Consider the following 22,243-nt stretch of genomic DNA (forward strand, 5'->3'; position numbering starts at 1 on the left):
CTGATGGGTCAGTTGTGGCGGAGGTGATCGCGCCGCCTCGCGCGCCTGCACGAGGGAAGCCGGAACGCCCGGGGGAGGGTCGGGTGCGGCGGCCGGGGGACGGCTCGGTAACCTAAGGCCGCTGACAGACCCTTAGGGCGGCTTTGTGACACGCGCCGCTCTGTCCCTGCGTTCAAGGAGTTGCCGCCGCCGTGAGCAGCAGCCTTCGACGCGGCGCCCTCGCCGCCTCCGTCATCGCCGTCTCCATCGCCTCGCTGGCCGCCTGCGGCGCCGGGAACGACTCGCAGACGCTCCAGATCAAGCCGGACAACGCGGCCACCAGCGTCGGCGACATCAAGATCCAGAACGCCGTGGTCGTCACCCAGCCCGAGCGTGAGTCGACGGGTCCGGCGGCGATCTCCGCCACCGTCTTCAACACCGGTGACACCGCCCAGACGCTGGACGCGATCAAGGTGGCCGGTGTCGACCAGCCCGCCGAGATCAAGGCTCCCAAGGGCGGCAAGCTGACCGTCCCGGCCGGCGGCTCCGTCGTCATCGGCGGCAAGGGCAACGCCGTGGCCACCGTGGAGAGCGGCCACGAGGCGGTGCGGGACGGCAACGTGCAGAAGGTCACCTTCACCTTCAGCAAGACCGGTGACGTGGCGCTGGACGCGTTCGTCGTCCCGGCCGAGAGCTACTTCTCCGAGTACGGCCCGAGCGAGGTGCCAAGCGCGTCCGCCGAGGCGCCCTCCGGCAAGCCGTCCGAGTCCGCCTCGGGCAAGCCGTCGGCCTCCGCCTCCGGCACCCCGACCGACCAGGCCTCCGCCAGCGCTTCGGCGTCCGCGTCGGCCTCGGAGTCGGCCGGTCACTGAGACACCTTGGATACGCCGGAAGGGCGGGACCTCTCCGTGAGGTCCCGCCCTTCCGGCGTACCGGCGTGTCCGCCCCGCGGTGTCTACGGCTCGAACTTGTAGCCGAGGCCGCGCACGGTCACCAGGTAGCGCGGGGCGCCCGGGTCCGGCTCGATCTTGGCGCGCAGCCGCTTGACGTGGACGTCGAGGGTCTTGGTGTCCCCGACGTAGTCGGCGCCCCAGACGCGGTCGATGAGCTGCATGCGGGTGAGCACCCGGCCGGCGTTGCGCAGCAGCATCTCCAGCAGGTCGAACTCCTTCAGCGGCAGGTCGACCTTGGAGCCGCCGACGGTGACCACGTGCCGGTCGACGTCCATGCGGACCGGGCCGGCCTCCAGCGCGGTCGGGGTCACCTCCTCCGGCTCGCCGCGGCGGCGCAGGACGGCGCGGATGCGGGCGACCAGCTCACGGGAGGAGAAGGGCTTGGTGACGTAGTCGTCGGCCCCTATCTCCAGGCCGACGACCTTGTCGATCTCGCTGTCCTTGGCGGTCACCATGATCACGGGGACGTTGGAGCGGCCGCGCAGCTGACGGCACACCTCCGTGCCGGGCAGCCCCGGCAGCATCAGGTCGAGGAGGACGAGGTCGGCGCCGTTGCGCTCGAACTCGTCGAGTCCGTCGGGTCCGGTGGCCGCGACGGCCACCTCGAAGCCCTCCTTGCGGAGCATGTACGACAGGGCGTCGGAGAAGGACTCCTCGTCCTCGACGACGAGCACACGGGTCACGGAAGGACCTCCGGGGCGGAAAGCGTTTCGTACGCGGTCGGATCAGGGGGTGACGCAGTGGATGAGGCAGAGGTGGTGCGGCGGGTGCCCGCCTCGTCGTCGAGGGCGGGGTGCTGCAGGGCGCGGTCCCGGTCGCGGGCCGCTCCCGCCTCCGGCAGGCGCAGCGTGAAGGTGGAGCCCTGTCCCTCGGCGCTCCACACCGTGACCTCCCCGCCGTGCGAGGCGACCACGTGCTTGACGATGGCCAGGCCGAGGCCGGTGCCGCCGGTGGCCCGGGACCGGGCCGGGTCGACCCGGTAGAAGCGCTCGAAGATGCGCTCCTTGTCCTTGTCGGAGATGCCGATGCCCTGGTCGGTCACGGCGATCTCGATCATGTCCCCGCCGGGCGCGGTCACCCGGCGGGCGGCGATGCCGACGCGGGTGCGGGCCGGGGAGTAGTTGACGGCGTTCTCGACGAGGTTGCCGAGCGCGGCGGCGAGCTGGCCGCGGTTGCCCCACACCCGCAGGTCGGCCGTACCGCCCGCGGTCATGGTGATGTTCTTGGTGCCGGCCTGGTGGCGGCAGCGGTCGATGGCCTCGTTGACCAGTTCGTCGACGCCGACGGGTTCGGCGTCCTCCAGCGGGTCGTCGTTCTGCACGCGGGAGAGGTCGATCAGCTCCTGCACGAGGTTGGTCAGCCGGGTCGCCTCGATCTGCATGCGGCCGGCGAAGCGCTGCACGGCCTCCGGGTCGTCGGAGGCGTCCATGACGGCCTCGGACAGCAGGGAGAGCGCGCCGACGGGCGTCTTCAGCTCGTGGCTCACGTTGGCGACGAAGTCGCGTCGTACGGCCTCGATCCGGCGGGCCTCGGTGAGGTCCTCCACGAGGAGCAGCACGAGCCGTGAGCCGAGCGGGGCGACGCGCGCGGAGACGGCGAGCGCCTCCCCGCGGCCGGTGCCGCGCCGGGGCAGGTCCAGCTCGACCTGGCGTATCTCACCGTCGCGTCGCGTGTCCCGGGCCATCTGGAGCATGGGCTCGACGGCCAGTTTGCCGCCGCGGACCAGACCGAGGGCGTACGCCGCCGAGCTGGCCTTGACGACGCCGTCCGCCTCGTCGAGGACGACGGCGGAGGAGCGGAGCACGGACAGGACGGTGTCGACGCCGGGCGGGAGCACCGGGTCTGTGTGCAAAGAGGTGCGGGTCGGGCGCTTCAGCTCCCGCTCGCTCCAGCGGAACGCCAGCATGGCGATGACACCGGTGAGCACCCCGGCGATCGCTGCCGCTGCGGCGACCGCCGCGTTCACGTCCATGGCTCCAGGTTAGGCACGGGATGCGGGCTGCCCACAGCCGTCCGGGTGCGACCTCGAACACTCGTCGCCCAGAGTTCACCTGGGAGCCAGTACCGGTTCATTTGGGGTGACGGAATCCGACGCGTACGGCGTCGAACGTGGGAGCGTGGGGTTCTGAGCCCCGTCGACAAACCTGAGAAGACGTACGGGAAACCGCCGTACCGGAACCCCCGGCGCACACGTGAGAGAGGGACCCTGATGCGGGACGCGTACCACGAGGAACTGGATTCGATCGGCGACGGTCTGGTGGAGATGGCCCGGCTGGTCGGCTCGGCGATCGGGCGCGCCACGACGGCGATCCTCGACGCCGACCTGAAGCTGGCCGAGAGCGTGATCGAGGCCGACCAGAAGGTCGACGAGCTGCAGCACGGCCTGGAGGCGCGGGCGATAGCGCTGCTGGCCCGGCAGCAGCCGGTGGCGACGGATCTGCGGATCGTCGTGACGTCGCTGCGGATGAGCGCCGACCTGGAGCGCTCGGGCGACCTCGCCCAGCATGTGGCGAAGCTGGCGCGGCTGCGGTTCCCGGAGCGGGCGGTGCCGCAGGACCTGCACGCGACGATCCTGGAGATGGGGCAGCTCGCGCAGCGCCTGATGGCGAAGGCCGCGGAGGTGATCATCACCAAGGACGTCGACCTGGCGCTGCAGCTGGAGCAGGACGACGACGCGATGGACCTGCTGCACCGCACGCTCTTCCAGCACCTGATCGACGAGCGGTGGAAGCACGGCATCGAGACGGCGGTGGACGTGACGCTGCTGGGCCGCTACTACGAGCGGTACGCCGACCACGCGGTCGCGGTGGCCAAGCGGGTGGTGTACCTGGTGACGGGTGAGCACGCGGACGAGCTGCAGCAGGACACGCAGACGGTGACGGGGGTGGAGGGCGCCTGAGCCCCGCTCCGGGTGGTGTTCGGGGGCGCGTGCCTGGGGCGGTGCGCTGATGTGCGCCGTTGATGCGCCCAGCCGGGCGGGCATGCAATGGGCACAGGCACCAGCCGAGGAGGGACCATGGCCGAATCCCCCAGCACCCCCAGCACCCCGCCCGACCCCACGCAGGAACGCCCGACCGAGCAGCCCGCCGAGATCAGGAACCTGATGCTGATCGGCGCGTGCGGGTGCGGTTCGGGGTGCGGGTGCGGTTGCCAGTCGGGCAATCCGTGCCAGTGCGGCTGAGGGTGGTGGCGTAGCCGCCGGTACGACGACGAGGGCCCGGGTGCGTTCTGCGCGCCGGGGCCCTTCGTCGTCGTGGCCGCGCGGTCGCCGTGGAGACCGGTGGGGCGCAGGATGAGGGGAGGAAAGGACAGGGCGGGACGGCACGGAAGGAGGTGCGGGGATGGCTCGGTACATGGACATCCACCGTGGCATGAAGGGCATCACGGCCGACCAGCTGAAGCAGGCCCACGAGGCGGACCTCGCCATCGAGAAGGACGAGGGCGTCCACTTCGAGCGGGCCTGGGCCGACCCGGAGACCGGCACGGTCTACTGCCTCTCCGAGGCCCCCTCGGCCGAGGCGGTCCAGCGCATCCACGAACGCGCGGGCCACAAGGCGGACGAGGTGCACGCGGTACCGCTGCAGGTCTGACCACACGAGACCCACCGGAACGGGGACGGCACGCCGGCGCCGTCCCCGTCGCGCGCGCCCGCGCTGCGGTCGCGTGGGCGACACATACTGGTCACGCTTGGGTCGCGGCCGGGCGATCAGCGGCTTTCGGCCTTGACCGGGAAATGCTCTTAGGTGAGGCTTACCTAAATCTTGCTATGTACGTCCTAGGAGCCCCCTGTGTCCGTCCTGCCCTCGGAGACATCCGTGCCCCCGTCGGCCGCGGCCACCCGCCGCCTGGGGCTGTACGACACCTGGTGGACGGTCGCGGCCGGCGCACTGGCCGCCTGCCTCGGCATCGCCGCCTGCGCCTGGGTCTCCCTGCACCTGCACGCCGACGCCGCCCTGCACAGCGCGGCCCTGTTCCTCCATCTCGCCGCGCTGGTGCTCGGCTTCGGCGCGGTGCTCGTCGCCGACTACTACGCGCTGCTGTTCCTGACCGGCCGGTGCAGCCTGCGCGACGCCCTCACCACGACCGGACGCCTGCACGCCCCGATCTGGGCCGGCCTCGTCGGCCTGGTGGCCAGCGGCGCGCTGCTCCACCCGGACCTCGGCTCCGTCCTCACCCGCGTGAAGCTGGGACTGGTCCTCGCCCTCACCCTCAACGGCCTGCAGGCCGGCGTCCTGAACCGGCGGATGCGGGACGAGACGGGCACCCCGCTCACCGGCCGCCTCCTCGCCTGGGGAGCCGGGACCGCCCTGGTGTCCCAGGTCTGCTGGTGGGGAGCCGTGCTCATCGGGTTCCGCAACAGTCAGCGCTAGGCCTGTCGCGGAAGTCCCGTCGTCCGCCGGAGGACGGGCTCGGCGGTGTCCGGGTCAACGGTCAGGGCACCAGGACCAACTTGCCCGTCACATGGCCCTCTTCGCCCAGGGCGTGGGCCCGCGCCGCCTCCGACAGGGGGATGACCTCCTGCACGTGGGCCCGCAGGGCGCCCTTGCGGGCCAGGTCGGCGACGGCCGTCATGCCGGTGTGGTCGTGCTCCACCAGCATGGCGGCGTACCGGACGCCCCGGTCGGCGCAGGCGGCCAGCTCCTCCTCCGTCGCGCCCGGCAGCAGGGCGACCAGCGTGCCGCCCGGCCGCAGTACCTCCACCGTGCGGATCCGGGTGGCGTCCGTCATCGGCACCAGCGCCACGTCCACGTCCCGCACCACGTCACGGAAGTCGGTGGTGCGGTAGTCGACGACCTCGTCGGCGCCCAGCGAGCGGACGAAGTCGTGCTTGGCCGCGCTCGCCGTACCGGTGACCCGGGCGCCCAGATGCTTGGCGATCTGCACCGCCAGGTGACCGACCCCGCCCGCCGCCGCGTGGATCAGCACATGCTGCCCGGGCCGCACGTCGGCGGTGTCGACCAGCGCCTGATACGCCGTCAGCGCGGCCAACGGCAGCGCTCCGGCCTGGACATGGTCGATCTCGTCCGGCTTGGCCGCGAAGGCGCGGGCCGGTCCGACGGCGTACTCGGCGTGCGAGCCGACCCCGTGCGGGTAGGGCAGCATGCCGAACACCTCGTCGCCCGGCCGGAACAGGGTGACGCCGAAGCCGACCTGCTCCACCGTGCCCGACAGGTCCCAGCCGAGGACCCGCGGCGGCTGCTCGAACCACACCCGGCGGGCCCGGTTCTTCCAGTCGGTCGGGTTGACGCCCGCGGCCCGTACCCGCACGAGGATCTGACCGGGTCCGGGCTGCGGCACCGGCAGGTCCACCTCCTGCAGGACGTCCAGGCCTCCGTACCGCTGCTGGCTGATCGCGCGCATGGTGCTCCTCAGGGAAGAAGACGGGGTGGTTCCGTCACCGTAGGGCGCGGGCGGGCGGCGTAGGTGGTGGCCGTGACACCAGGATCCGCACCCACTTCCTGGCCCTCTTCGCGGCCAGCACGATCGAGACATGATCCAGTCACTGACAGAGGCGCTGCGGTCGCACGAGGACCGAGAGGCGATCATCTTCCATGGGCAGAGCACGAGTTATCGGACGCTGCTGACCGGCGTCGAGAAGTGGCGGGCCCGGCTGAACGAGTACGGCATCCGCCCGGGGCAGGTCGTCGCGCTGGAGTCGGCGTACTCGCCGCAGGCCTGCGCCGCGCTCGTCGCCCTCATCGAGACCGGCGCGATCATCGTCCCGCTGGTCACGCTGCCGGACGCCAAGCGGGCCGAGTTCCATGAGATCGCCGAGGTTGAGGCGGTCATCACGCTCGACGGCAGCGAGGCCGGCTGGACCATCACCACCACCGGCCGCACCGCCGGCCACGAGCTGTTCACCGCGCTGCGCCGCGAGCGGCACCCCGGCCTGGTGCTGTTCAGCTCCGGCACCACCGGCCGCAGCAAGGCCTCCGTGCTGGACTTCACCAAGGTCCTCGCCCGCTACCGGGGCGGCCGGCCCGCGCGGACGCTGTCCTTCCTCAACCTCGACCACATCGGCGGCGTCAACACCCTGCTGCACACGCTGGTCCACGGCGGCGCGGTCGTCACCGTCGCCGAACGCACCCCGGACAGCGTCTTCGCCGCGATCGAGGCACACCGGGTGGAGGTGCTGCCGACCACGCCGACCTTCCTCACCATGGCCGTGGTCTCCGGCGCCGTCCGCCGCCACGACGCGTCCTCGCTGCGCCTGGTGACGTACGGCACCGAGCCGATGCCCGAGCAGACGCTGCTCGCCGTGCACGAGGCGCTGCCCGAGGTGCGGCTGAAGCAGACGTACGGCCTGTCGGAGCTGGGCATCCTGCCGACCCGGTCCAAGGACGACTCCTCGCTGTGGGTCAGGCTCGGCGGCAGCGGCTTCGACTACAAGATCGTCGACGGGGTGCTGTGGGTCCGCTCCGAGATGGCCATGCTCGGCTACCTCAACGCGCCCGCCCCCTTCGACGAGGACGGCTACTTCAACACCCAGGACATGGTGGTGGTGGAGGGCGAGTACCTGCGGATCCTCGGCCGCCGCTCCGAGATCATCAACGTGGGCGGCGAGAAGGTCTACCCGGCCGAGGTCGAGAACGTCGTCCTGGAGGCCGGCAACATCGCCGACGTCACCGTCTCCGGCCGGCCCAGCCCGGTCACCGGCATGGTCGTGCAGGCCACGGTGAAGCTGGTGCGCCCGGAGGACGAGGACGCCGTCGCGGCCCGCGTGCAGGACCACTGCGCGGCCCGCCTGGAGCCGTACAAGGTGCCCCTGATCGTGCAGGTCTCGCAGGCCGACCAGCACTCCGACCGCTTCAAGAAGCTCAGGAGCGCGGCGTGAGCGACACGACGGCCGGTGTCGCCCTCGTCAGCGGCGGCAGCCGGGGCCTCGGGCAGACCCTGGTGACGCGGCTGCTGGCGGAGGGCTGGCAGGTCGCCACCTTCAGCCGCACCGCCGGCGACTTCGTCGAGCAGACCCTGAAGGCCGAGCCCGACCGGTTCTTCTGGACCGAGGCCGACCTGCTGCGGCCCGAGACCGTGCGGGCGGCGGGCAAGGCCGCGATCGACCGGTTCGGCCGGATCGACCTGCTCGTCAACAACGCGGGCGTGCTGGAGCAGGGCCTGTTCGTGACGATGCCGCCGCGGCGGGCGGAGGACCTCGTCACCGCCAACCTGACCTCGCCGGTGGTGCTGGCGCAGGTGGCCGCCCGGTCCATGGTGGCCTCCGGCGGCGGCCAGATCATCAACATCTCCTCGGTCAACGCCGTGCGCGGCTACCGGGGTGTGGCCGCCTACAGCGCGGCCAAGGCGGGCCTGGACGGGCTGACCCACAGCCTCGCCCGCGAACTGGGCCCGGCCGGCATCCGCGTCAACACGGTCGTGCCCGGCTTCTTCGACTCGGACATGACCGAGGGCGTCGGCCCGGAGTACCGCGAGCGCATCCAGCGCCGCACCCCCCTCGGCCGGCTGGGCGACCGGGCCGAGGTCGCCGACGCCGTGCTGTTCCTGGCTTCTCCGCGGGCCGGTTTCGTCACCGGTCAGCGGCTCGTCATCGACGGAGGAATCACATGCTGAGCAACACGCTGACCGACACGCGGACCACCGACGTGCAGGCCACGGTCGTCCAGGAGATCGTCGCGATCCTCGACGAGGACACCGTCGACGAGCTGGGCGAGCTGACCGCCGACACCGAGCTGAGCGCGCTCGGCCTCAACTCCCTCGCCTTCGCCCGGCTCATCATCAAGCTGGAGCGCGCCCTCGGCGTCGACCCGTTCAGCCAGGGCGGCGACTTCGTCGCGCTGCGCACCGTGGGCGCCCTGGCCGGGGCGTACGAGCAGGCGCTGAGCGCCCGTACGGAGGCCTGAGCCATGTCCACGGCGACGACGACCCTGCTGCACCTGCCCTCGGTCGACGACTACCTCGGCCCGTCCGCCACCCGCTTCTTCTCCGCCGGCTACCGGCGCGCCGAACACACCGTCGACGACTTACGGATATCCACCGGCACCGCCACCGGCGACCGTCCGGGCGTGAGCGCCCGCGTCTCGCTCGCCTACCCGCGCGACTGGTCGAAGAAGAAGGCCTCCACCGACCTGTTCCCGCACGTCAGCACCGTCGACATGCTGGTGATCGGCATCCAGCTGTGCGAGGCGTACCTCGCCCACGTGCACCGGCTGGGCGCCGCCGACCGTCGCCGGGCCCGCGTCCGCAAGATCACGCTGAAGGCGGGGACCACCCCGCAGGAGGAGCTGACCGGCCTCACCGCGGGCGCCGAACTGCGCCGCACCCACCAGGACCCGGCGGCCGCCGGCGGGCACGTGTCGACGTTCACCGCGCACGTCGGGGTGATGACGGCCCGGTACGAGATCGAGCACGCCGTCGCGGACGAGCCGCGCGGGGAGGGGACGTACGCCTCCCTCGACGACGTCCTCGGCCCGGCCGCCGCCCGCTACTACGGCGACGGCTTCAAGCTCCGCAGCCACACGGTCACCGACGTACGCGCCGACGTGGCCGAACTGACCGCCACCGCGACCGTCGCCGCGCACGACCTGCCGGGATACGCCGACGCCGTCACCGCCGGTCTCGACGGCGAGCGCCTGGCCGGCGAACTGACCCCGGTCGACTGCTTCGTGACGAACCTGCAGCTCATCCAGGTCCTGATGTACGAGCTGGACGGCATCCGCCGCCAGGACAGCAACACCCTGTGGATGCAGCAGACCGTGCTGACCGCCACCGGCCCCGCCCACCCGGCGGACCGGCCGGCCACCGCCGAGGCCGCCCTCACCGGCAGCTGGCTGGTCCCGCTGCGCGGCGGCCTGTGGCGGGACGTCGCGATCAGCGCCCGCCTGGGCGGCTACGAGATGCAGTGCTCCTTCGCCCACGAACTCCCGCCGTTCGCCGCCGCCGCGGCCGCCGCCGACCCGACCCCGAGGGCCTGACATGAAGATCTCCGTATCCGGTACCTACTCCGCGGGCAAGACCTCCACGGTCATGGCCCTCTCCCACTACCTGGGCCTGCCCCGCACCCTCGCCAAGACCATCCGCGAGATCCTGCCGGAGGCCGTCCCCGGCAAGGCGCTCGCCGAGGTCACCCCCGCCGAGTTCCTGCACCTGATGCTGCGCCGGCACTGCGGCCGCGCGGTCGCCGAGGCCCGGCTCGGCGACTCGTTCCTCTCCGACGGCTCCTCCCTGCAGGAGTGGCTGTACGGCGCCGCCCGCGTCCGCCACGGCATGAACCCCAACGCCACCGCCGCCAACGACGGCGGCCTCGCCCCCGAGGTCACCCCCGAGATGCGGTTCTTCGGCGAGGTCGTCGACGAGTACGGCAAGGCGTTCCGCCGGCACGTGCAGGAGACGTACGACGTCTTCATCCACCTGGAGCACGAGCTGGAGATCACCTCGGACGGCCACCGCCCGATGAACAAGGGCTTCCGCGACACCATCGACCGCATGCTCCTGGACACCGTGCGGGAGCTGGGCATCCCGCTGCACCGGATCAGCGGCACGATGCCCGAGCGCATGGAGAAGATCACCGCGGTGCTCGGCCTGACCCCCGTGATGAGCATCGAGGAGGCCCTCGCCCTCGGCAAGCGCGAGTACGACGCCCAGGACTTCCGCCTGGAGACGGAACGGGCGGCAGCGGCATGAACGCTCTCAACCGCAGACGCCTCCTCGTCTCCACCGCGGCACTCACGGCCGGCCTCGGCCTGCCCCTGGAGGCCCACGCCGCGTACGGCGCGGACGCGGCGACCTCGTCGGCGTACAGCGAGCGCTCCCGCACCGGCCGCAAGCTGCGCCAGCGGGCCGCCGAGCGGGACTACCCGGCCACGCTGCCCGACCACCCGGTCAACGGCGAGGAGTCCCTCCCCTCCAAGATCGCCAGCTACTCGAAGGGCCTGCCGCACAACGACCTCGGCGAGGTCGACGTCACCGCGTACGCCCGGCTGATCCACGCCCTCACGACCGGCAACCCCGCCGACTTCGAGGCGATCCCCTCGGCGGGCGAGCGCAAGCAGCTCGGCCCGCAGGGCGGGCTCGCCTACGACCTCGCCGGACCCGACCCGTTCAAGCTGGTCGTGCCGCCCGCCCCGCGCATGGACAGCGCGCAGGGCGCCGCCGAGATGGCCGAGCTGTACTGGCTGGCGATGCTGCGGGACGTGAAGTTCACCGACTTCGAGGACTCACCGCTCGCCGCCGCTGCGGCCGCCGACCTGTCCACGTACTCCGACATCCACGCGCCCAAGCAGGGCGGCGGGATCACCCCGCAGACCCTGTTCCGCGGGAACACCCCGGCCGATCTGACCGGCCCGTTCGTCTCGCAGTTCCTGCTGCGGACCGTCCAGTACGGCACCCTGCGCGTCCCGCAGCTGCACGACACCGTCGCTCCCGGCGTCGACCACGGCACCGACTTCGCGGAGTGGCTCGCCCTCCAGCGCGGCGCGGCCCGCTCCACCCAGCGGGACTTCGCCGGCACCCGCTACCTCCAGACGCCCCGCGACCTGGCCCACTACACCCACTTCGACGTCCTGTACCAGGCCTACCTGAACGCCGCGCTGATCCTGCTGGCGCTGCCGCAGGCCGCCGTACAGGACCGGGGCAACCCCTACCTGACGTCGAAGAACCAGATGGGCTTCCCGACGTACGGCACCCCGCACCTGGTGTCACTGCTGGCCGAGGCGGCGATCCGGGCCATCAAGCACACCGAGTACCAGCAGTTCTACGTCCACCGGCGGGCCCGCCCGGAGGCCTTCGGCGGCCGTATCGAGGTGCACCTGCGGCGCAGCCCCGGCCGCTACACCGGCCTGCTCCACGAGGAGATCCTGCGCTCGGAGGTGCTGGAGCGGACGCGCGCGGCGACCGGCTCGTACCTGCTGCCGCTGTCCTTCCCGGAGGGCTCCCCGATGAGCCCGTCGTACCAGAGCGGGCACGCGACGGTCGCGGGCGCGTGCACGACCGTCCTCAAGGCCTGGTTCGACGAGTCGTACGTCCTCACCGACCCGGTCGTGCCGAGCGCCGACGGCAAGTCCCTGGTGCCGTACACGGGCGCCGGCCAGGACTCCCTGACCATCGGCGGCGAGCTGAACAAGCTCGCGGCCAACATCGGCGCGGGCCGGGCCGCCTCGGGCGTCCACTACCGCACCGACAACACGGCGGCGTACACGCTCGGCGAGACGATCGCCCTGGAGCTGCTGCGCGAGCAGAAGCCGCTGTTCAACGAGGGTGGCGGCTTCTCCGTCACCTGCTTCGACGGCACGGCCGTCACCATCTGATCCCCGCTCACGCTGTTCACGCCGAAGGAAGCAGAGAAAAGACGATGCGGAAGACGCAACTGGGAACGCAGGGCCTCGAGGTCTCGGCGGTCGGCCTCGGCTGCATGGGCATGACGTTCGGGTACGGCTCGGTCGAGGAGTCGCGGTCGATCGCCACGATCGAGCGGGCGCTGGAGCTGGGGGTCGACTTCCTCGACTCCTCCGACCACTACGGCCCCGAGACCAACGAGACGCTGATCGGGCGGGCCATCGCCGGCCGCCGCGACGAGGTGATCGTCGCGACCAAGTTCGGCAGCTACTCCACCGAGACGCCGCCGCGGATCCCCGACGGCCGCCCGGAGACCGTGCGCTGGGCCGTCGAGGGCTCGCTGAAGCGGCTCGGCACCGACTACATCGACCTTTACTACCAGCACCGGGTCGACCCGCGCGTGCCGGTCGAGGAGACCGTCGGCGTGATGGCCGAGCTGGTCGCCGAGGGCAAGGTGCGCTACCTCGGCCTGTGCGAGGCGTCGGCGCAGACGATCCGGCGGGCGCACGCCGTCCACCCGATCACGGCCGTGCAGAGCGAGTACTCGCTGTGGACGCGGGACGCCGAGGAGGAGGTGCTGCCGACGCTGAAGGAGCTGGGCATCGGCTTCGTGGCGTACAGCCCGCTCGGCCGCGGCTTCCTCACCGGCACGATCTCCTCGCTGGACAGCCTCGCGGAGAACGACTTCCGGCGGATCGCGCCGCGCTTCCAGGGCGACAACCTCGACGCCAACCGGGGCCTGCTGCGCCGGCTGCAGGAGATCGCCGGGGAGCGGGGCGTGACGCCCGCGCAGGTCGCGCTGGCGTGGGTGCTGCGCCCGGCCGAGGGCATCGTGCCGATCCCCGGCACGACGCGCCCGCAGCGGGTGGACGAGAACAGCGCGGCGCTGGACATCGCGCTGACCGACACGGAGATCGCGGAGCTGTCGGCGGTGTTCGCGCCCGGTTCGGCGGTGGGCGACCGCTACCCGGCGCCGATGATGGCGACGCTGAACGGCTGAGCGGTGGTGTGAGGGACGGCGAGGGGTGCCCCTGGTACGACGGGGGCACCCTTCTCTGTGCCTACAGGTGGGCGGCGTTGAGGATGCCGCGGGTGTCCACGCCGGTCTCCTGCTCGGGCCGCGGGTTGTAGAGGACGATCAGCAGGTCGGGGAACTGCGGGATGCGCATCCTGGTGACGTCGAAGTGCAGCACCCCCAGCTCGGGATGGTCGACGACCTTGACGTTGACCCCTTCGGCCCGCACGTCGTGCCGGGCCCACAGTTCGGCGAACTCCGGGCTCTTCTTGGTCAGTTCACCGACGACGATCTCGAACCCGAGGTCACCGGGCCGGGTGGTCATCCCGTACCGGTACTGGGCGACGATCCAGGGCGCGAGTTCGGCCCAGTTGAGGACGCGGGAGCGCACCAGGGGGCTGGTGAAGAAGGTGACGAGCGAGTTCCGGTCGGTTTTCCGGTACCCGAGCAGGTCGTACGTCGCCTGGTTGGCGGTGACCAGGTTCCAGTACGGGTCGACGACGAACGCCGGGTACGGCAGGTTGTTCTCGGTAAGACGCGCCAGCATGACATCCACTTCGAGCGGCTCAGAACTGAGAGGCAGCGGCGGATTCAGACCGGCCAGCACATACAGGTAGGTGCGCTCGGCCTGGTCGAGCCGGAGCACCTTGGTGATGGCGTCGAGCACCTGCGGGGACACGGAGATGTTCCGGCCCTGTTCCAGCCACTGGTACCAGGAGGCGCTGACTCCGGCCAGGAAGGCGACTTCCTCGCGCCGCAGCCCGGGCGTCCTCCGGCGTCCGTAGTGCGGGATCCCGACGTCGCCGGGCGTCAGCCGGCCGCGCCGGTTGACCAGGAAGTCCCGCAGTTCCTTGCGGCGACGGGCCTCGGAGGACGAGGACCTGCCGCTGCCGGTCCCGACCGCCCCGGCGGCCGGCTTCGCAGCCGCCGCCCCCTCTTCCGGTACCTCTCCCGCTCCGCGCGGCGGGGCCTTGGCCTCCGCCGACTTTCCGGTGATCGCGTACACGATCTGCACCCCCCATTCCGGCCGCGCTTCCCCAGCGGCGGCCTGTGTTCTACGTGATCCGGAGCGCGTGCACAGCGAACGGGAACGCCCCTCGCAGCGAAGCCCCCTTGCTTGCGTGCGACCGAGCCGACACTGCACAGCGCGCTGCCGAAGGCACAGACGAAGCTTCCCCTCGGGCATGTACAACTCAGGCCGAAAAGACCAAGGTTTGACCGTGATGTTGCCCACGTTTCGGACACGGGGGGCGCGGGCGTGGCCGGAGCCGGAGTTCTTGCGGGGGTGAGGGCCACGGTGTCAGGTGTCAGGTGTCAGGTGCAGTCCACGGGATCAGTTACTCAGGCGTGGCGGTGACACGCCACAAGGGAGGTTCATACTGCTCCGGGCGGCTGTCGATGACCAGGCGTCGCAGCGCCTCGCGCTGGGAACCGGGGAGATTCAAGGCCTCCGTAAGCCGCCGAAATGTCGTATGGGTGACGCCACGGCGCCGCGCTTCCGCCTCGAACCGGTCGAGCTGCGCCGACACCACGTCGGCGTCGATCTCCACGGGCGGCTGCTCGCTCAACCGGGCGGCCTTCTCCCGTTCGTGGTCGATCTCGGAGATCCCGCAGATTTCGCGGGCGTACGCCTCGACCTCGTCCAAGGCGGCGGTGGTCATGATGGCGCGGGCGAGGCGGTTCCGGTTCACCGCTTCGTCCAGGTCGACAGCGTGAACCCTCGGTCCCTCGTCCGTGAGCGCCACGGCCGGCCCGGCATCGCGCACCTCACAGCTGCCCCGAACCCCTCGGGCGGTGGCGGCGAGCATGGCGGCCACCTCGGAGGGATGCCACTCCAGAACGCTGCTCACCGGCTCGACGTCCGTCGCCGTGAAGGTGTGGACGACAGGCCCGAGGAGTGGCCGCAGCGCATCCGGCGGAAGCTCGCCATCCAGCCCCGGCCCGGCCACCAGCAACCGCACGGACGCATTGACCTGGCACGCGGCGGCCAGGGTAAGGGCATCGGCGAGCGGACTCTTCAGCGTCGGCTCGCCGCCCTGCGCGAGAATGTCCCCACCGACGTCGAGGAGATCGATCGACTCGGGCTCCAATTGGCGCACGACTTCCTCCAGCTGCCGCGTAACACCCTCAACGCCCCGCTGCGGATCGAGCAGCGCGAAGGTGTGCGGAAGCTCCGCCGCCAGACGCGGCAGCGTGGACCGGGTGGGCGCAACGGGCCGAGCACTCGCGGGCACGGTCCGCACGGCGGAGGTCAGGGGGGCAAGCCCCTCAAAGTCGCTCGTGCTACGCGGCCCGGGCACAGGATCGACGACCAGCCGGTCCCAGGCATAGGTGAGGATCACGGCCGGTTCCTCGCCGCCGTACAGGGCGGCGTGCAGCATGGCGGCGGCAACGGCATCGCCTCCACCGCCGGCCGCGACGATCAGCCTCGTCATGACGCCAGCGTAGGAGGCAAAGAGATACATTTACGCGCCACACACGCTGCGCTCCCCGCTTTCCCTTCGCATTGAGCGTGTGGCGGTCGGCCACGCGGGACGCCTGGCCCGAGTCCTCAACGCCCTGTGACCACCACGAGCAACTGGCGCAGACACGCCGGCGCAAGGAGCCGGGAGACGATCCCCGGTGAGCTGTTCACTCCGAATGTGCCGGGCGGCCTGCGGCGAGCCGATCACCGGCCCGGACGACGTCATCTACACGCTGACAGGTCCCCTGGCCTGCGCAGCAGGGGATCCTCCGCAAAGCTCCCGCCACGGGCAAGCGGGGCCGTTTCGTCGCCGTCTCGACTTGGGCCGGATATCCGGCAGAGGCTGCGGGTACCCGCCCCACAGCATGGCCCATGGCCGAGTCCGGTACGCGGTGACAGCAACGGAGAACCAGATGAAGGCCCGCCAAACAGCAGCCCCGCCGACGCCGACGCTGGTCCCAGCGGAGGAGCAGCCCGGCGAACTCCTTTCCGGCCGCTACCGTTTGGGCGCCAGAATCGGCTCGGGAGGCATGGCCGACGTGTACGAGGGCGTCGACACGCGCCTTCGGCGGTCCGTGGCCGTCAAGGTGTTCCGGCCCGGCCCGGACCCGCAGACGGAGGACCGTCTCACCGCGGAGGCCGTCCTTCTGGCCCGCCTGCAGCACCCAGGACTGGTCACCGTCTACGACGCCGGCCGCCACGACGACCGCACCTACCTGGTCATGCAACTGATCGAAGGCCCCACGCTGCGCGGCATTCTGGCGTCCGGAGCGCTGCCCGAGCGGCGTGTGGTGGAGGTGGGCGCCGCCCTCGCCCGGGTGCTGGCGTATGTCCACCAGTCCGGCGTCGTGCACCGGGACATCAAACCGTCGAATATCCTCCTCGACACGGCCGGCGCTCCTCACCTCGCCGACTTCGGCATCGCGCGCCTGGCCAACGCCACCCGCCACACGGCACCGGACGTACTGATAGGGACCGCCGCCTACCTGGCACCAGAGCAGGTCAAGGGCCGGCAGATCGGGCCGGCCGCCGACGTCTACGCGCTCGGCCTGGTCCTGCTGGAGTGCCTGAAAGGGGAACTGGAGTACCAGGGCACCCCCTTGGAGGCGACCGTCGCCCGCCTGCACCGCCCACCCGACGTCCCCGCCTGGCTCCCCCCGGAACTCGCGGCCCTGCTGCGGGCCATGACCGCCCAGGACCCCGAGGCCCGCCCGGACGCCGAGCAGTGCGCACAAGCCCTCGCCTCCCGGCACACCGGGCCTGCCCCCTACCCCCTGCCGCTCCCGGCGCCCTCCGGGTCGGCCCTTCCGACGCCGCCGGCCACTCCCCCCGGGACGAAGGAGCACATACGCTCCCAGGATGCGGTCGTCACCCGGCGCGGCCTCCCCGGCGGCACGCGCCACGGCCGTCGTCTGGCGGCGGGCACGGCCCTGGCCCTCTCCGTGGCCCTGGGCGCGACTCTTGCCGCCACATCGAGCACCAGCGAAAGCGCCGACCGGAACGCAGGGACACCCGCCACAACCCCCGCACACCCGCCCTCCGGTACCGCGACAGCGAAGAGCGGACCCGGCGCCCCTCCCCCCACCCGGTCTCACGGCACTCAGCCCCCTTCCGGGACATCCGGTGCGTCCGATCCCGCGGCCGCGACGACCGGCTCCCACGCCCAGCCCGCTTCCAGGACACTCGGCGCCCCTGATCCGGCGGCCGCCCCGGGTTCGAGCCGCGGCGCCTCCGCACCGCACACGAGTCACCGGCCGCCCGGATCGGCGTCACCATCCACGCCGACCGCGACCGGCGCCACCGGCCCGACCCAGACGACACCTGCGGCATCGCCGACCACCGGCACGGCGCCCGCGTCACCGCGGCCCTCGAAGGGCAAGGCCACCGGCGCACCCCCCAAGCCGAGCCCGACGCGGTAGAGGCCGACCCGCCCGGGGCACACCCGCGTCAGGAGCCCGCCCCGGAGCGACGGCCTACAGACAGCGAAAAGCCCCCTCCGCGGAGAACCCGCAGGCAGGGGGCCAATGACATGGGCGTCTACTTCTTCTTACCCTGGGTCTTGCCGGGGATCTTGATGAGCTGCGTTTCTGCTGGTTAGCGCCGTATTAGAACGCGGCTGCGGAGTCACTCTTTGTCGTTGTTGGCTGCTGTCGAGCAGCCTCGGACGGCCCCAGGACGGCCCAGAGCCGGGCTCAGTGTTCAGACACAGAGTGCCCAGGCCACGCAAAGCATCACGTCGTACAGGGATAGGCCTCGTATCTATGCAACAAGGTCGAGGGAGCCATACGCGACGTCGGCGAAGCTATCCCGGACTGCCTGAAAACGCTCCAGCAGTGGGTCTCGGACGAAGCCACCGATCATCTCGTCCCAGAACGCAACACAGTTGGCCACTTCCATTACGTGCTTGACCTGTTCCGCATCCAAGGCGTGACTCTCCTGCAAGGTGAACTCCAAGAGGTCGAGCTTCTCCCACCGCTCCTCATCCTCCAGACGCCCCCACTCGCATAAGAGCCCCCAGGCCACGTGCGCGGAGTTGTGGTGTGGGTCCTGGCACCACTCGGCGTTGCGAGGGCACCAAGCGTCCTCCAGGGCACTGATCGCCGATCTCAGCACAGCTCTGCGAAGTGCCAACTTCTCCAATTGGGCGCACTGCTCGGCCACCCTCTCCGCTTGACTGAGAACTGGCGGCGGCCCCAGAACGGCAACGCCAGCCCGGGCCTGCACCACGGCGGTCGCCTTCTGATCGAGCAGTTCTCGCCGTGAAGCGCGAGGCATGTCTGGTAGCGCGGTGACGATCCGGACGAAGACGTCTACCGCACTCAGGAAGTCGGCATAGGCCGAGCGACGTGCACTCTCCAAGGACTCCTCCCGTAACGCACGCTCCTGGAGTTGGGCAGCCGCCACTGTGGCCTGAGATTGATCAAGGCCTGCCGCCACCGTCGCATTAGCGGCCTTGTCTGCGCTACGTCTGGTCCAGTGGGCAGCGAGCAGAGTGGCAGGCACCGTGATGAGGGTGGTTAGAGCGCTCGTTGCCGCTACAGCTTGTTCTAGTTGCACGAGACGCATAGTGGTGTCAGAGCCTGTCAGCCGCGGTAAAAAGGTGAATCAGCCGAGGATGACCGTCGCGCCATGCTAGGTCCCTCATGGGGAGAAGCGCCCCATCTTGCCTGACCGCCGCCCCTGGGGGGAAACCCGTATGGTTCCGGCCCTCTGACCTGGCCTTTCGCCGCAGACGGCCGCGACACACCTGTCACTGCCGGTCGCCGTTGGTCGACCTCGGGCACCCTCGCACGGCCCAGGGACGGCCCAGGGCTGAGCCGAGCCGGGAGCGGGGATCAAAAGCTGCTGCGCCGCACCGACACCGGTCACTCAAGTGGCAAGGGAGCGACTGGGAGCTGTTCCTTGTGGAGCCACCTGAAGGTCCGGTCCGGTTCGAGGTGGGCCTCTCCCCAGTGAATGACGTGGATGCCGTTCTCCGCGTCGGCCGTGAAGAACACGCAGACGAGCCTCGTGGAGGCCCCCAGCTCCTCGAATGCCTCGTGCAGGCCCAGGTACTCCTCCGTCGCCAGGCCAGCATCGACCTCGAACAGCCCGTCTGGAGCCTGCGGCCCGTGGGCCCGGAACAGCCGCTGCCGGGTGGGGGACGCGTTGGCAGGCAACCGCGCACGATCCAGGGGCCGCGGCTTGTCTGCGTACCTGAAGGGGAAGAGCGCGTGCTCGTTGATCACGGCGTACTCGTACCCCCGGACATCCCGCACGGACTCCCCCAGCTCCCGCGCCGCGTCCGCCAGGCCCTCACGCACAGCCCCGGCAAGGGCGACACCGTAGGGGCTCCGCTTCTTCAGCCCTGCCGCTATGTGCGCCGCATGAGCCTTGGCGTGCGCCCTGGCCAGTTGTAGCGGAACAGCAGCGGCGAGCGCGCCGGCATGCCGCCCGAACCGCTCAACCGCCCAGTCCGACGGTCCTACCGGCTCACGACCCCGCACAGACATGAAGCGCCCCCCCTCGCCCGATCACCCGCCTTTCAACTGTGTGACACGTACACGAACGGCACACAAGGGAGCGATCTAGCCACGGCATCGCGCAGACAACGCTGCTGGGAGAGCGCGCACCCTATCTTCGCCTGTATGTTCGCGAACAGGTAGTCATCACAACGGGCGCAACACAGGCCTAGTTCTCGGCGTAAGCAGCCGAAGGGGCTCAGTTCGGATATGCTCGGGATGTGAATTTTGGAACCTTTGCCAGTGACACCCTGGCCGGCGCACTGGGGGCAATTGCATTTGCGGCAATCACTGCCCTATGCGCATATCTAATCAAAAGACACCAGAACCCTCTAAAAATAAAAGCCCGAAAGGTCCTCACCGACCATTGGCGCGTGGCGCTGCGGTCAACAATTTTCCGCAACGAGCCCGTTCCCCCGAGCATGCGTGAGCTGAGCTCCGGAAATCGAAGCAGACAACTCCCACCATACGTTGCATGCACTCTACCGATGGCTGGAGAAGTTCGGGTCCTATGATCAAGAGCACTCCATCGTGGAAGTCACGGTCGAGAACACTTCAAAGGGCACACCCTTCCAAATCAAAGGCATCGATCTACAGAAGACCGACGAAGGAGAGCCAGTCTCAGAGGCAGGCGTGACCTACCCAACGGCTGGTACAAATTCAATCATTGCCCTCCATGTGGACCTCGACGCCCCTCAGTGCGTCGCTAGACAAATCGTTTACGGCGATGGCCATAATTCCATAGAACCATCACCGTACTTCGAAAGGAATGTTATCGACGTCGCTCCGGGCGAGTTGGTGACCCTTCGCATTATGGGCGTCGCGAAAGAGCGGGCGTACAGTTGGACACCGCTGCTACTGGTTGACACGCCTTCTTGGAAACGTGCACGATCGATACCTGTACCCATTGAGATACAGCGGACGTCAGCAGTTCCGCGAGAGGGATACGCAACTGAACTTATCTGGAATTGGTTCGCGGGCCCCCGAGACGCAGACTTCACACCTCCCATGACCTAAGCCCCGCAGATACCCCTCACTCGCCCTCGGACCGAAACTCAGGGCGGGGGGTCATCTCATAATTCCGCATCCAAATCCTACTGCAACAAACAATACCTTCGAGAGGCATTACTTCCGCACCAAACGACCTTCCCTGGGCGTCTCGAAAGTTGAAAGCATATTTCGCCGCTTGGGCATCAACATCGGAACCTACCAACGTCAAGTCATCGAGAGCAACGTCATAATGCGAATTGATTTTCATACGCGCCACATTTTGCGCCTCCTCCTCGGTCGCAAGATTCTCCCATGAATCACGGGCAGCCCTCTTCCGGATTTTTTCAAAGGTTGATTTGATGGCTGCTTGTACTGCCACCACACCAAGTCCACCACCCATGCCGCTGCTCAATTGGAGAACAAATTCACCAAACGACCCGGAAGCGCCCCAGGAGTGATGCCCATGTTGACCACGCAAAACAAAGTGTGCGGGATATTCGCCGCCCTCGGCCCACGCTATTTTAGAAAGCTCATCAAGAATTTCCTCAGTCGACATGCTGATGTGCTCAAGATTGACTTCCCACACTTCTTCCGGGTAAGCCGTCGGATGCGAAACGATCTGGACCGTAACGCGGGATTCCTGTGCCTGCATTGCGCCTCCTGATGCTGCTAGTGCGGTGAGGCTACCCGACTTGCGGGCACTTTTGTGCCGATTTCGCCAATCCGGGTTCTCGCCATCGCGATAGGTCAGTGGAGCGGCTTTGGGCTGGAGCTGATTTGGCGCGAGTTATCATGGCCCATTACGCTAGCCAGCGGATCGGGCAGGTTTGTGAGCCTGCCCGTTAGTGCCCGATCTTGGGCCATGATCTTCGAGGCTCGCGCCAAATTGGCTGCCTAAAGCCGCGGAGCCGACCGCCCCAGCCACAGAGGGTTTCCCTACGACATGCCCGCAGCCGCCGAGCGCGCCGCCGGGCGCGGCCAGCCGGGGCGAAGACAGGAGGCAGGCCGCGCCGCAGAGGCGGCGCGCGCCCGCGCCGTGCGCGGGCCTTGATGTAGTAGAGAAAGTCTTATCCCGCTGGGATCAGGCGCTTCCCGTCGTGGCTCCGCACGTGGGAGCCATGGCCGTGCAGCGCGTCCTAGAGCCTGATCACGTAGACCTCGACCGTGCGCTCGCTGACCTCGTCCGTTCGCTGAGCCAGGAGGGCGAGATGTCCGACGAAGAGTCCACCGAGTACTACACGCTGCTCTGCGACGACCCGTCCCACGAGGTGGTGCTCATCGACTGCGGACCCTGCGAGAGGGAGGTGATCCTGGCAGTCCGCATGGTGACCGGGCAGAGCCTGTGGCGCAGCTGGGACCTGGCGCGCCAAGCGCCCGTCGCCCTCCTCGGGGGTCTGTCTGCGTACAGGGCCCAATCCGCTGTCGCCGTGCTTCAGAGCGCCGGTGCCATAGCGGAGTGGAGACAGGAGCTGGAGCCCGGAGAGCGCACGGCTACATCACCCTGACGGCCCAGAGACGGCCCAGCGACAGCGAAAAGCCCCCTCCCCGCGGA

21 protein-coding genes are annotated in these 22,243 nt (G+C 69.7%); 13 read left to right on the top strand and 8 right to left on the bottom strand.

What is annotated here, in order from left to right; genetic code table 11:
• Positions 1 to 191 precede the first annotated feature (191 nt).
• Positions 192 to 851, top strand: a complete 660-nt coding sequence (locus IE308_RS28630; protein WP_190220129.1) for a copper chaperone PCu(A)C domain-containing protein — start codon at positions 192 to 194, stop codon at positions 849 to 851.
• Positions 852 to 934: 83 nt separating this feature from the next.
• On the opposite strand, the gene phoP is transcribed toward IE308_RS28630, so the two are convergent.
• A complete protein-coding gene (gene phoP / locus IE308_RS28635) occupies positions 935 to 1,615 on the bottom strand; it encodes a two-component system response regulator PhoP (RefSeq protein ID WP_190220130.1) in 681 nt (226 codons plus the stop codon).
• Positions 1,612 to 2,904 carry a two-component system sensor histidine kinase PhoR gene (gene phoR, locus IE308_RS28640; protein ID WP_110628910.1) on the bottom strand — a complete coding sequence of 431 codons (1,293 nt, stop codon included), beginning with the start codon at positions 2,902 to 2,904 and terminating at the stop codon, positions 1,612 to 1,614. Before phoR ends, phoP begins: the two co-directional genes overlap by 4 nt.
• 237 nt (positions 2,905 to 3,141) lie before the next feature.
• Here phoR and phoU point away from each other — a divergent pair, with 237 nt between their 5' ends.
• The 3 genes from phoU (at position 3,142) to IE308_RS28655 (ending at position 5,302) form a co-directional block, all read left to right on the top strand.
• Entirely contained in the window at positions 3,142 to 3,831 is a 690-nt protein-coding gene (gene phoU, locus IE308_RS28645; protein WP_110628911.1) for a phosphate signaling complex protein PhoU, read from the top strand.
• Positions 3,832 to 4,273: 442 nt separating this feature from the next.
• A complete protein-coding gene (locus IE308_RS28650) occupies positions 4,274 to 4,522 on the top strand; it encodes an SCO4226 family nickel-binding protein (RefSeq protein ID WP_110628913.1) in 249 nt (82 codons plus the stop codon).
• Between the two features lie 198 nt (positions 4,523 to 4,720).
• A complete protein-coding gene (locus tag IE308_RS28655; protein WP_229909201.1) occupies positions 4,721 to 5,302 on the top strand; it encodes a hypothetical protein in 582 nt (193 codons plus the stop codon).
• Positions 5,303 to 5,363: 61 nt separating this feature from the next.
• Here the strand turns inward: IE308_RS28655 and IE308_RS28660 are convergent, their stop codons facing one another.
• Positions 5,364 to 6,293, bottom strand: a complete 930-nt coding sequence (locus IE308_RS28660; protein ID WP_110628914.1) for an NADP-dependent oxidoreductase — start codon at positions 6,291 to 6,293, stop codon at positions 5,364 to 5,366.
• A gap of 130 nt (positions 6,294 to 6,423) precedes the next feature.
• Here IE308_RS28660 and IE308_RS28665 point away from each other — a divergent pair, with 130 nt between their 5' ends.
• Genes IE308_RS28665 through IE308_RS28695 form a run of 7 tightly spaced genes read left to right on the top strand, consistent with a single transcriptional unit; the run spans position 6,424 to position 13,221 of the window.
• Positions 6,424 to 7,767 (top strand): class I adenylate-forming enzyme family protein, encoded by a 1,344-nt coding sequence (locus IE308_RS28665; protein ID WP_190220131.1) that lies wholly within the window; start codon positions 6,424 to 6,426, stop codon positions 7,765 to 7,767.
• Positions 7,764 to 8,501, top strand: a complete 738-nt coding sequence (locus IE308_RS28670) for an SDR family NAD(P)-dependent oxidoreductase (RefSeq protein WP_110628916.1) — start codon at positions 7,764 to 7,766, stop codon at positions 8,499 to 8,501. The genes IE308_RS28665 and IE308_RS28670 overlap by 4 nt, the downstream gene beginning before the upstream one ends.
• The gene (locus IE308_RS28675) at positions 8,495 to 8,791 is read left to right on the top strand and encodes an acyl carrier protein (protein WP_190220132.1); all 297 of its coding nucleotides are present in this window, start codon (positions 8,495 to 8,497) and stop codon (positions 8,789 to 8,791) included. Before IE308_RS28670 ends, IE308_RS28675 begins: the two co-directional genes overlap by 7 nt.
• A 3-nt stretch (positions 8,792 to 8,794) precedes the next feature.
• On the top strand, positions 8,795 to 9,862 hold the full coding sequence (locus IE308_RS28680; RefSeq protein WP_190220133.1) for an AvrD family protein: 1,068 nt from the start codon (positions 8,795 to 8,797) through the stop codon (positions 9,860 to 9,862).
• 1 nt (position 9,863) lies between these two features.
• Positions 9,864 to 10,571 (top strand): AAA family ATPase, encoded by a 708-nt coding sequence (locus IE308_RS28685; RefSeq protein ID WP_110628919.1) that lies wholly within the window; start codon positions 9,864 to 9,866, stop codon positions 10,569 to 10,571.
• A complete protein-coding gene (locus IE308_RS28690) occupies positions 10,568 to 12,193 on the top strand; it encodes a vanadium-dependent haloperoxidase (RefSeq protein WP_229909203.1) in 1,626 nt (541 codons plus the stop codon). The genes IE308_RS28685 and IE308_RS28690 overlap by 4 nt, the downstream gene beginning before the upstream one ends.
• A 44-nt stretch (positions 12,194 to 12,237) precedes the next feature.
• Positions 12,238 to 13,221, top strand: a complete 984-nt coding sequence (locus IE308_RS28695; protein WP_190220134.1) for an aldo/keto reductase — start codon at positions 12,238 to 12,240, stop codon at positions 13,219 to 13,221.
• 61 nt (positions 13,222 to 13,282) lie between these two features.
• Here IE308_RS28695 and IE308_RS28700 read toward each other — a convergent pair whose 3' ends face one another.
• Both IE308_RS28700 and IE308_RS28705 read right to left on the bottom strand, forming a co-directional pair.
• Positions 13,283 to 14,251 (bottom strand): helix-turn-helix transcriptional regulator, encoded by a 969-nt coding sequence (locus IE308_RS28700; RefSeq protein WP_190220135.1) that lies wholly within the window; start codon positions 14,249 to 14,251, stop codon positions 13,283 to 13,285.
• A gap of 322 nt (positions 14,252 to 14,573) precedes the next feature.
• Positions 14,574 to 15,671: a DUF1152 domain-containing protein gene (locus tag IE308_RS28705; RefSeq protein WP_190220136.1), complete on the bottom strand. Its 1,098-nt coding sequence runs from the start codon at positions 15,669 to 15,671 to the stop codon at positions 14,574 to 14,576.
• A gap of 559 nt (positions 15,672 to 16,230) precedes the next feature.
• Between IE308_RS28705 and IE308_RS28710 the strand changes: the two genes are divergently transcribed.
• A complete protein-coding gene (locus tag IE308_RS28710; protein ID WP_190220137.1) occupies positions 16,231 to 17,619 on the top strand; it encodes a protein kinase domain-containing protein in 1,389 nt (462 codons plus the stop codon).
• 340 nt (positions 17,620 to 17,959) lie between these two features.
• Here the strand turns inward: IE308_RS28710 and IE308_RS28715 are convergent, their stop codons facing one another.
• From IE308_RS28715 to IE308_RS28725, 3 genes are all read right to left on the bottom strand, one after another.
• Entirely contained in the window at positions 17,960 to 18,559 is a 600-nt protein-coding gene (locus IE308_RS28715) for a three-fingered domain-containing protein (protein WP_190220138.1), read from the bottom strand.
• Between the two features lie 506 nt (positions 18,560 to 19,065).
• Positions 19,066 to 19,692: a hypothetical protein gene (locus tag IE308_RS28720; protein WP_190220139.1), complete on the bottom strand. Its 627-nt coding sequence runs from the start codon at positions 19,690 to 19,692 to the stop codon at positions 19,066 to 19,068.
• A 1,042-nt stretch (positions 19,693 to 20,734) separates the two neighbouring features.
• Positions 20,735 to 21,343, bottom strand: a complete 609-nt coding sequence (locus IE308_RS28725; RefSeq protein ID WP_190220140.1) for a hypothetical protein — start codon at positions 21,341 to 21,343, stop codon at positions 20,735 to 20,737.
• Positions 21,344 to 21,809: 466 nt separating this feature from the next.
• Between IE308_RS28725 and IE308_RS37510 the strand changes: the two genes are divergently transcribed.
• The gene (locus IE308_RS37510) at positions 21,810 to 22,196 is read left to right on the top strand and encodes a ribosomal protein L7/L12 (RefSeq protein ID WP_373314618.1); all 387 of its coding nucleotides are present in this window, start codon (positions 21,810 to 21,812) and stop codon (positions 22,194 to 22,196) included.
• Positions 22,197 to 22,243 lie beyond the last annotated feature (47 nt).

Origin of the sequence: Streptomyces griseosporeus (assembly GCF_014656055.1) — a bacterium.
Lineage (GTDB): Bacteria > Actinomycetota > Actinomycetes > Streptomycetales > Streptomycetaceae > Streptomyces > Streptomyces griseosporeus.

Excerpts from the sequence above, each read along its gene's own strand:
- IE308_RS28695 (WP_190220134.1), top strand. The coding sequence starts at position 12,238 with ATGCGGAAGACGCAACTGGGAACGCAGGGCCTCGAGGTCTCGGCGGTC.
- IE308_RS28705 (WP_190220136.1), bottom strand. The coding sequence starts at position 15,671 with ATGACGAGGCTGATCGTCGCGGCCGGCGGTGGAGGCGATGCCGTTGCC.
- IE308_RS28665 (WP_190220131.1), top strand. The coding sequence starts at position 6,424 with ATGATCCAGTCACTGACAGAGGCGCTGCGGTCGCACGAGGACCGAGAG.
- IE308_RS28690 (WP_229909203.1), top strand. The coding sequence starts at position 10,568 with ATGAACGCTCTCAACCGCAGACGCCTCCTCGTCTCCACCGCGGCACTC.
- IE308_RS28725 (WP_190220140.1), bottom strand. The coding sequence starts at position 21,343 with ATGCAGGCACAGGAATCCCGCGTTACGGTCCAGATCGTTTCGCATCCG.
- IE308_RS28720 (WP_190220139.1), bottom strand. The coding sequence starts at position 19,692 with ATGTCTGTGCGGGGTCGTGAGCCGGTAGGACCGTCGGACTGGGCGGTT.
- phoU (WP_110628911.1), top strand. The coding sequence starts at position 3,142 with ATGCGGGACGCGTACCACGAGGAACTGGATTCGATCGGCGACGGTCTG.
- IE308_RS28680 (WP_190220133.1), top strand. The coding sequence starts at position 8,795 with ATGTCCACGGCGACGACGACCCTGCTGCACCTGCCCTCGGTCGACGAC.
- IE308_RS28685 (WP_110628919.1), top strand. The coding sequence starts at position 9,864 with ATGAAGATCTCCGTATCCGGTACCTACTCCGCGGGCAAGACCTCCACG.
- IE308_RS28650 (WP_110628913.1), top strand. The coding sequence starts at position 4,274 with ATGGCTCGGTACATGGACATCCACCGTGGCATGAAGGGCATCACGGCC.
- phoR (WP_110628910.1), bottom strand. The coding sequence starts at position 2,904 with ATGGACGTGAACGCGGCGGTCGCCGCAGCGGCAGCGATCGCCGGGGTG.
- IE308_RS37510 (WP_373314618.1), top strand. The coding sequence starts at position 21,810 with ATGGCCGTGCAGCGCGTCCTAGAGCCTGATCACGTAGACCTCGACCGT.
- IE308_RS28710 (WP_190220137.1), top strand. The coding sequence starts at position 16,231 with ATGGCCGACGTGTACGAGGGCGTCGACACGCGCCTTCGGCGGTCCGTG.
- IE308_RS28675 (WP_190220132.1), top strand. The coding sequence starts at position 8,495 with ATGCTGAGCAACACGCTGACCGACACGCGGACCACCGACGTGCAGGCC.
- IE308_RS28660 (WP_110628914.1), bottom strand. The coding sequence starts at position 6,293 with ATGCGCGCGATCAGCCAGCAGCGGTACGGAGGCCTGGACGTCCTGCAG.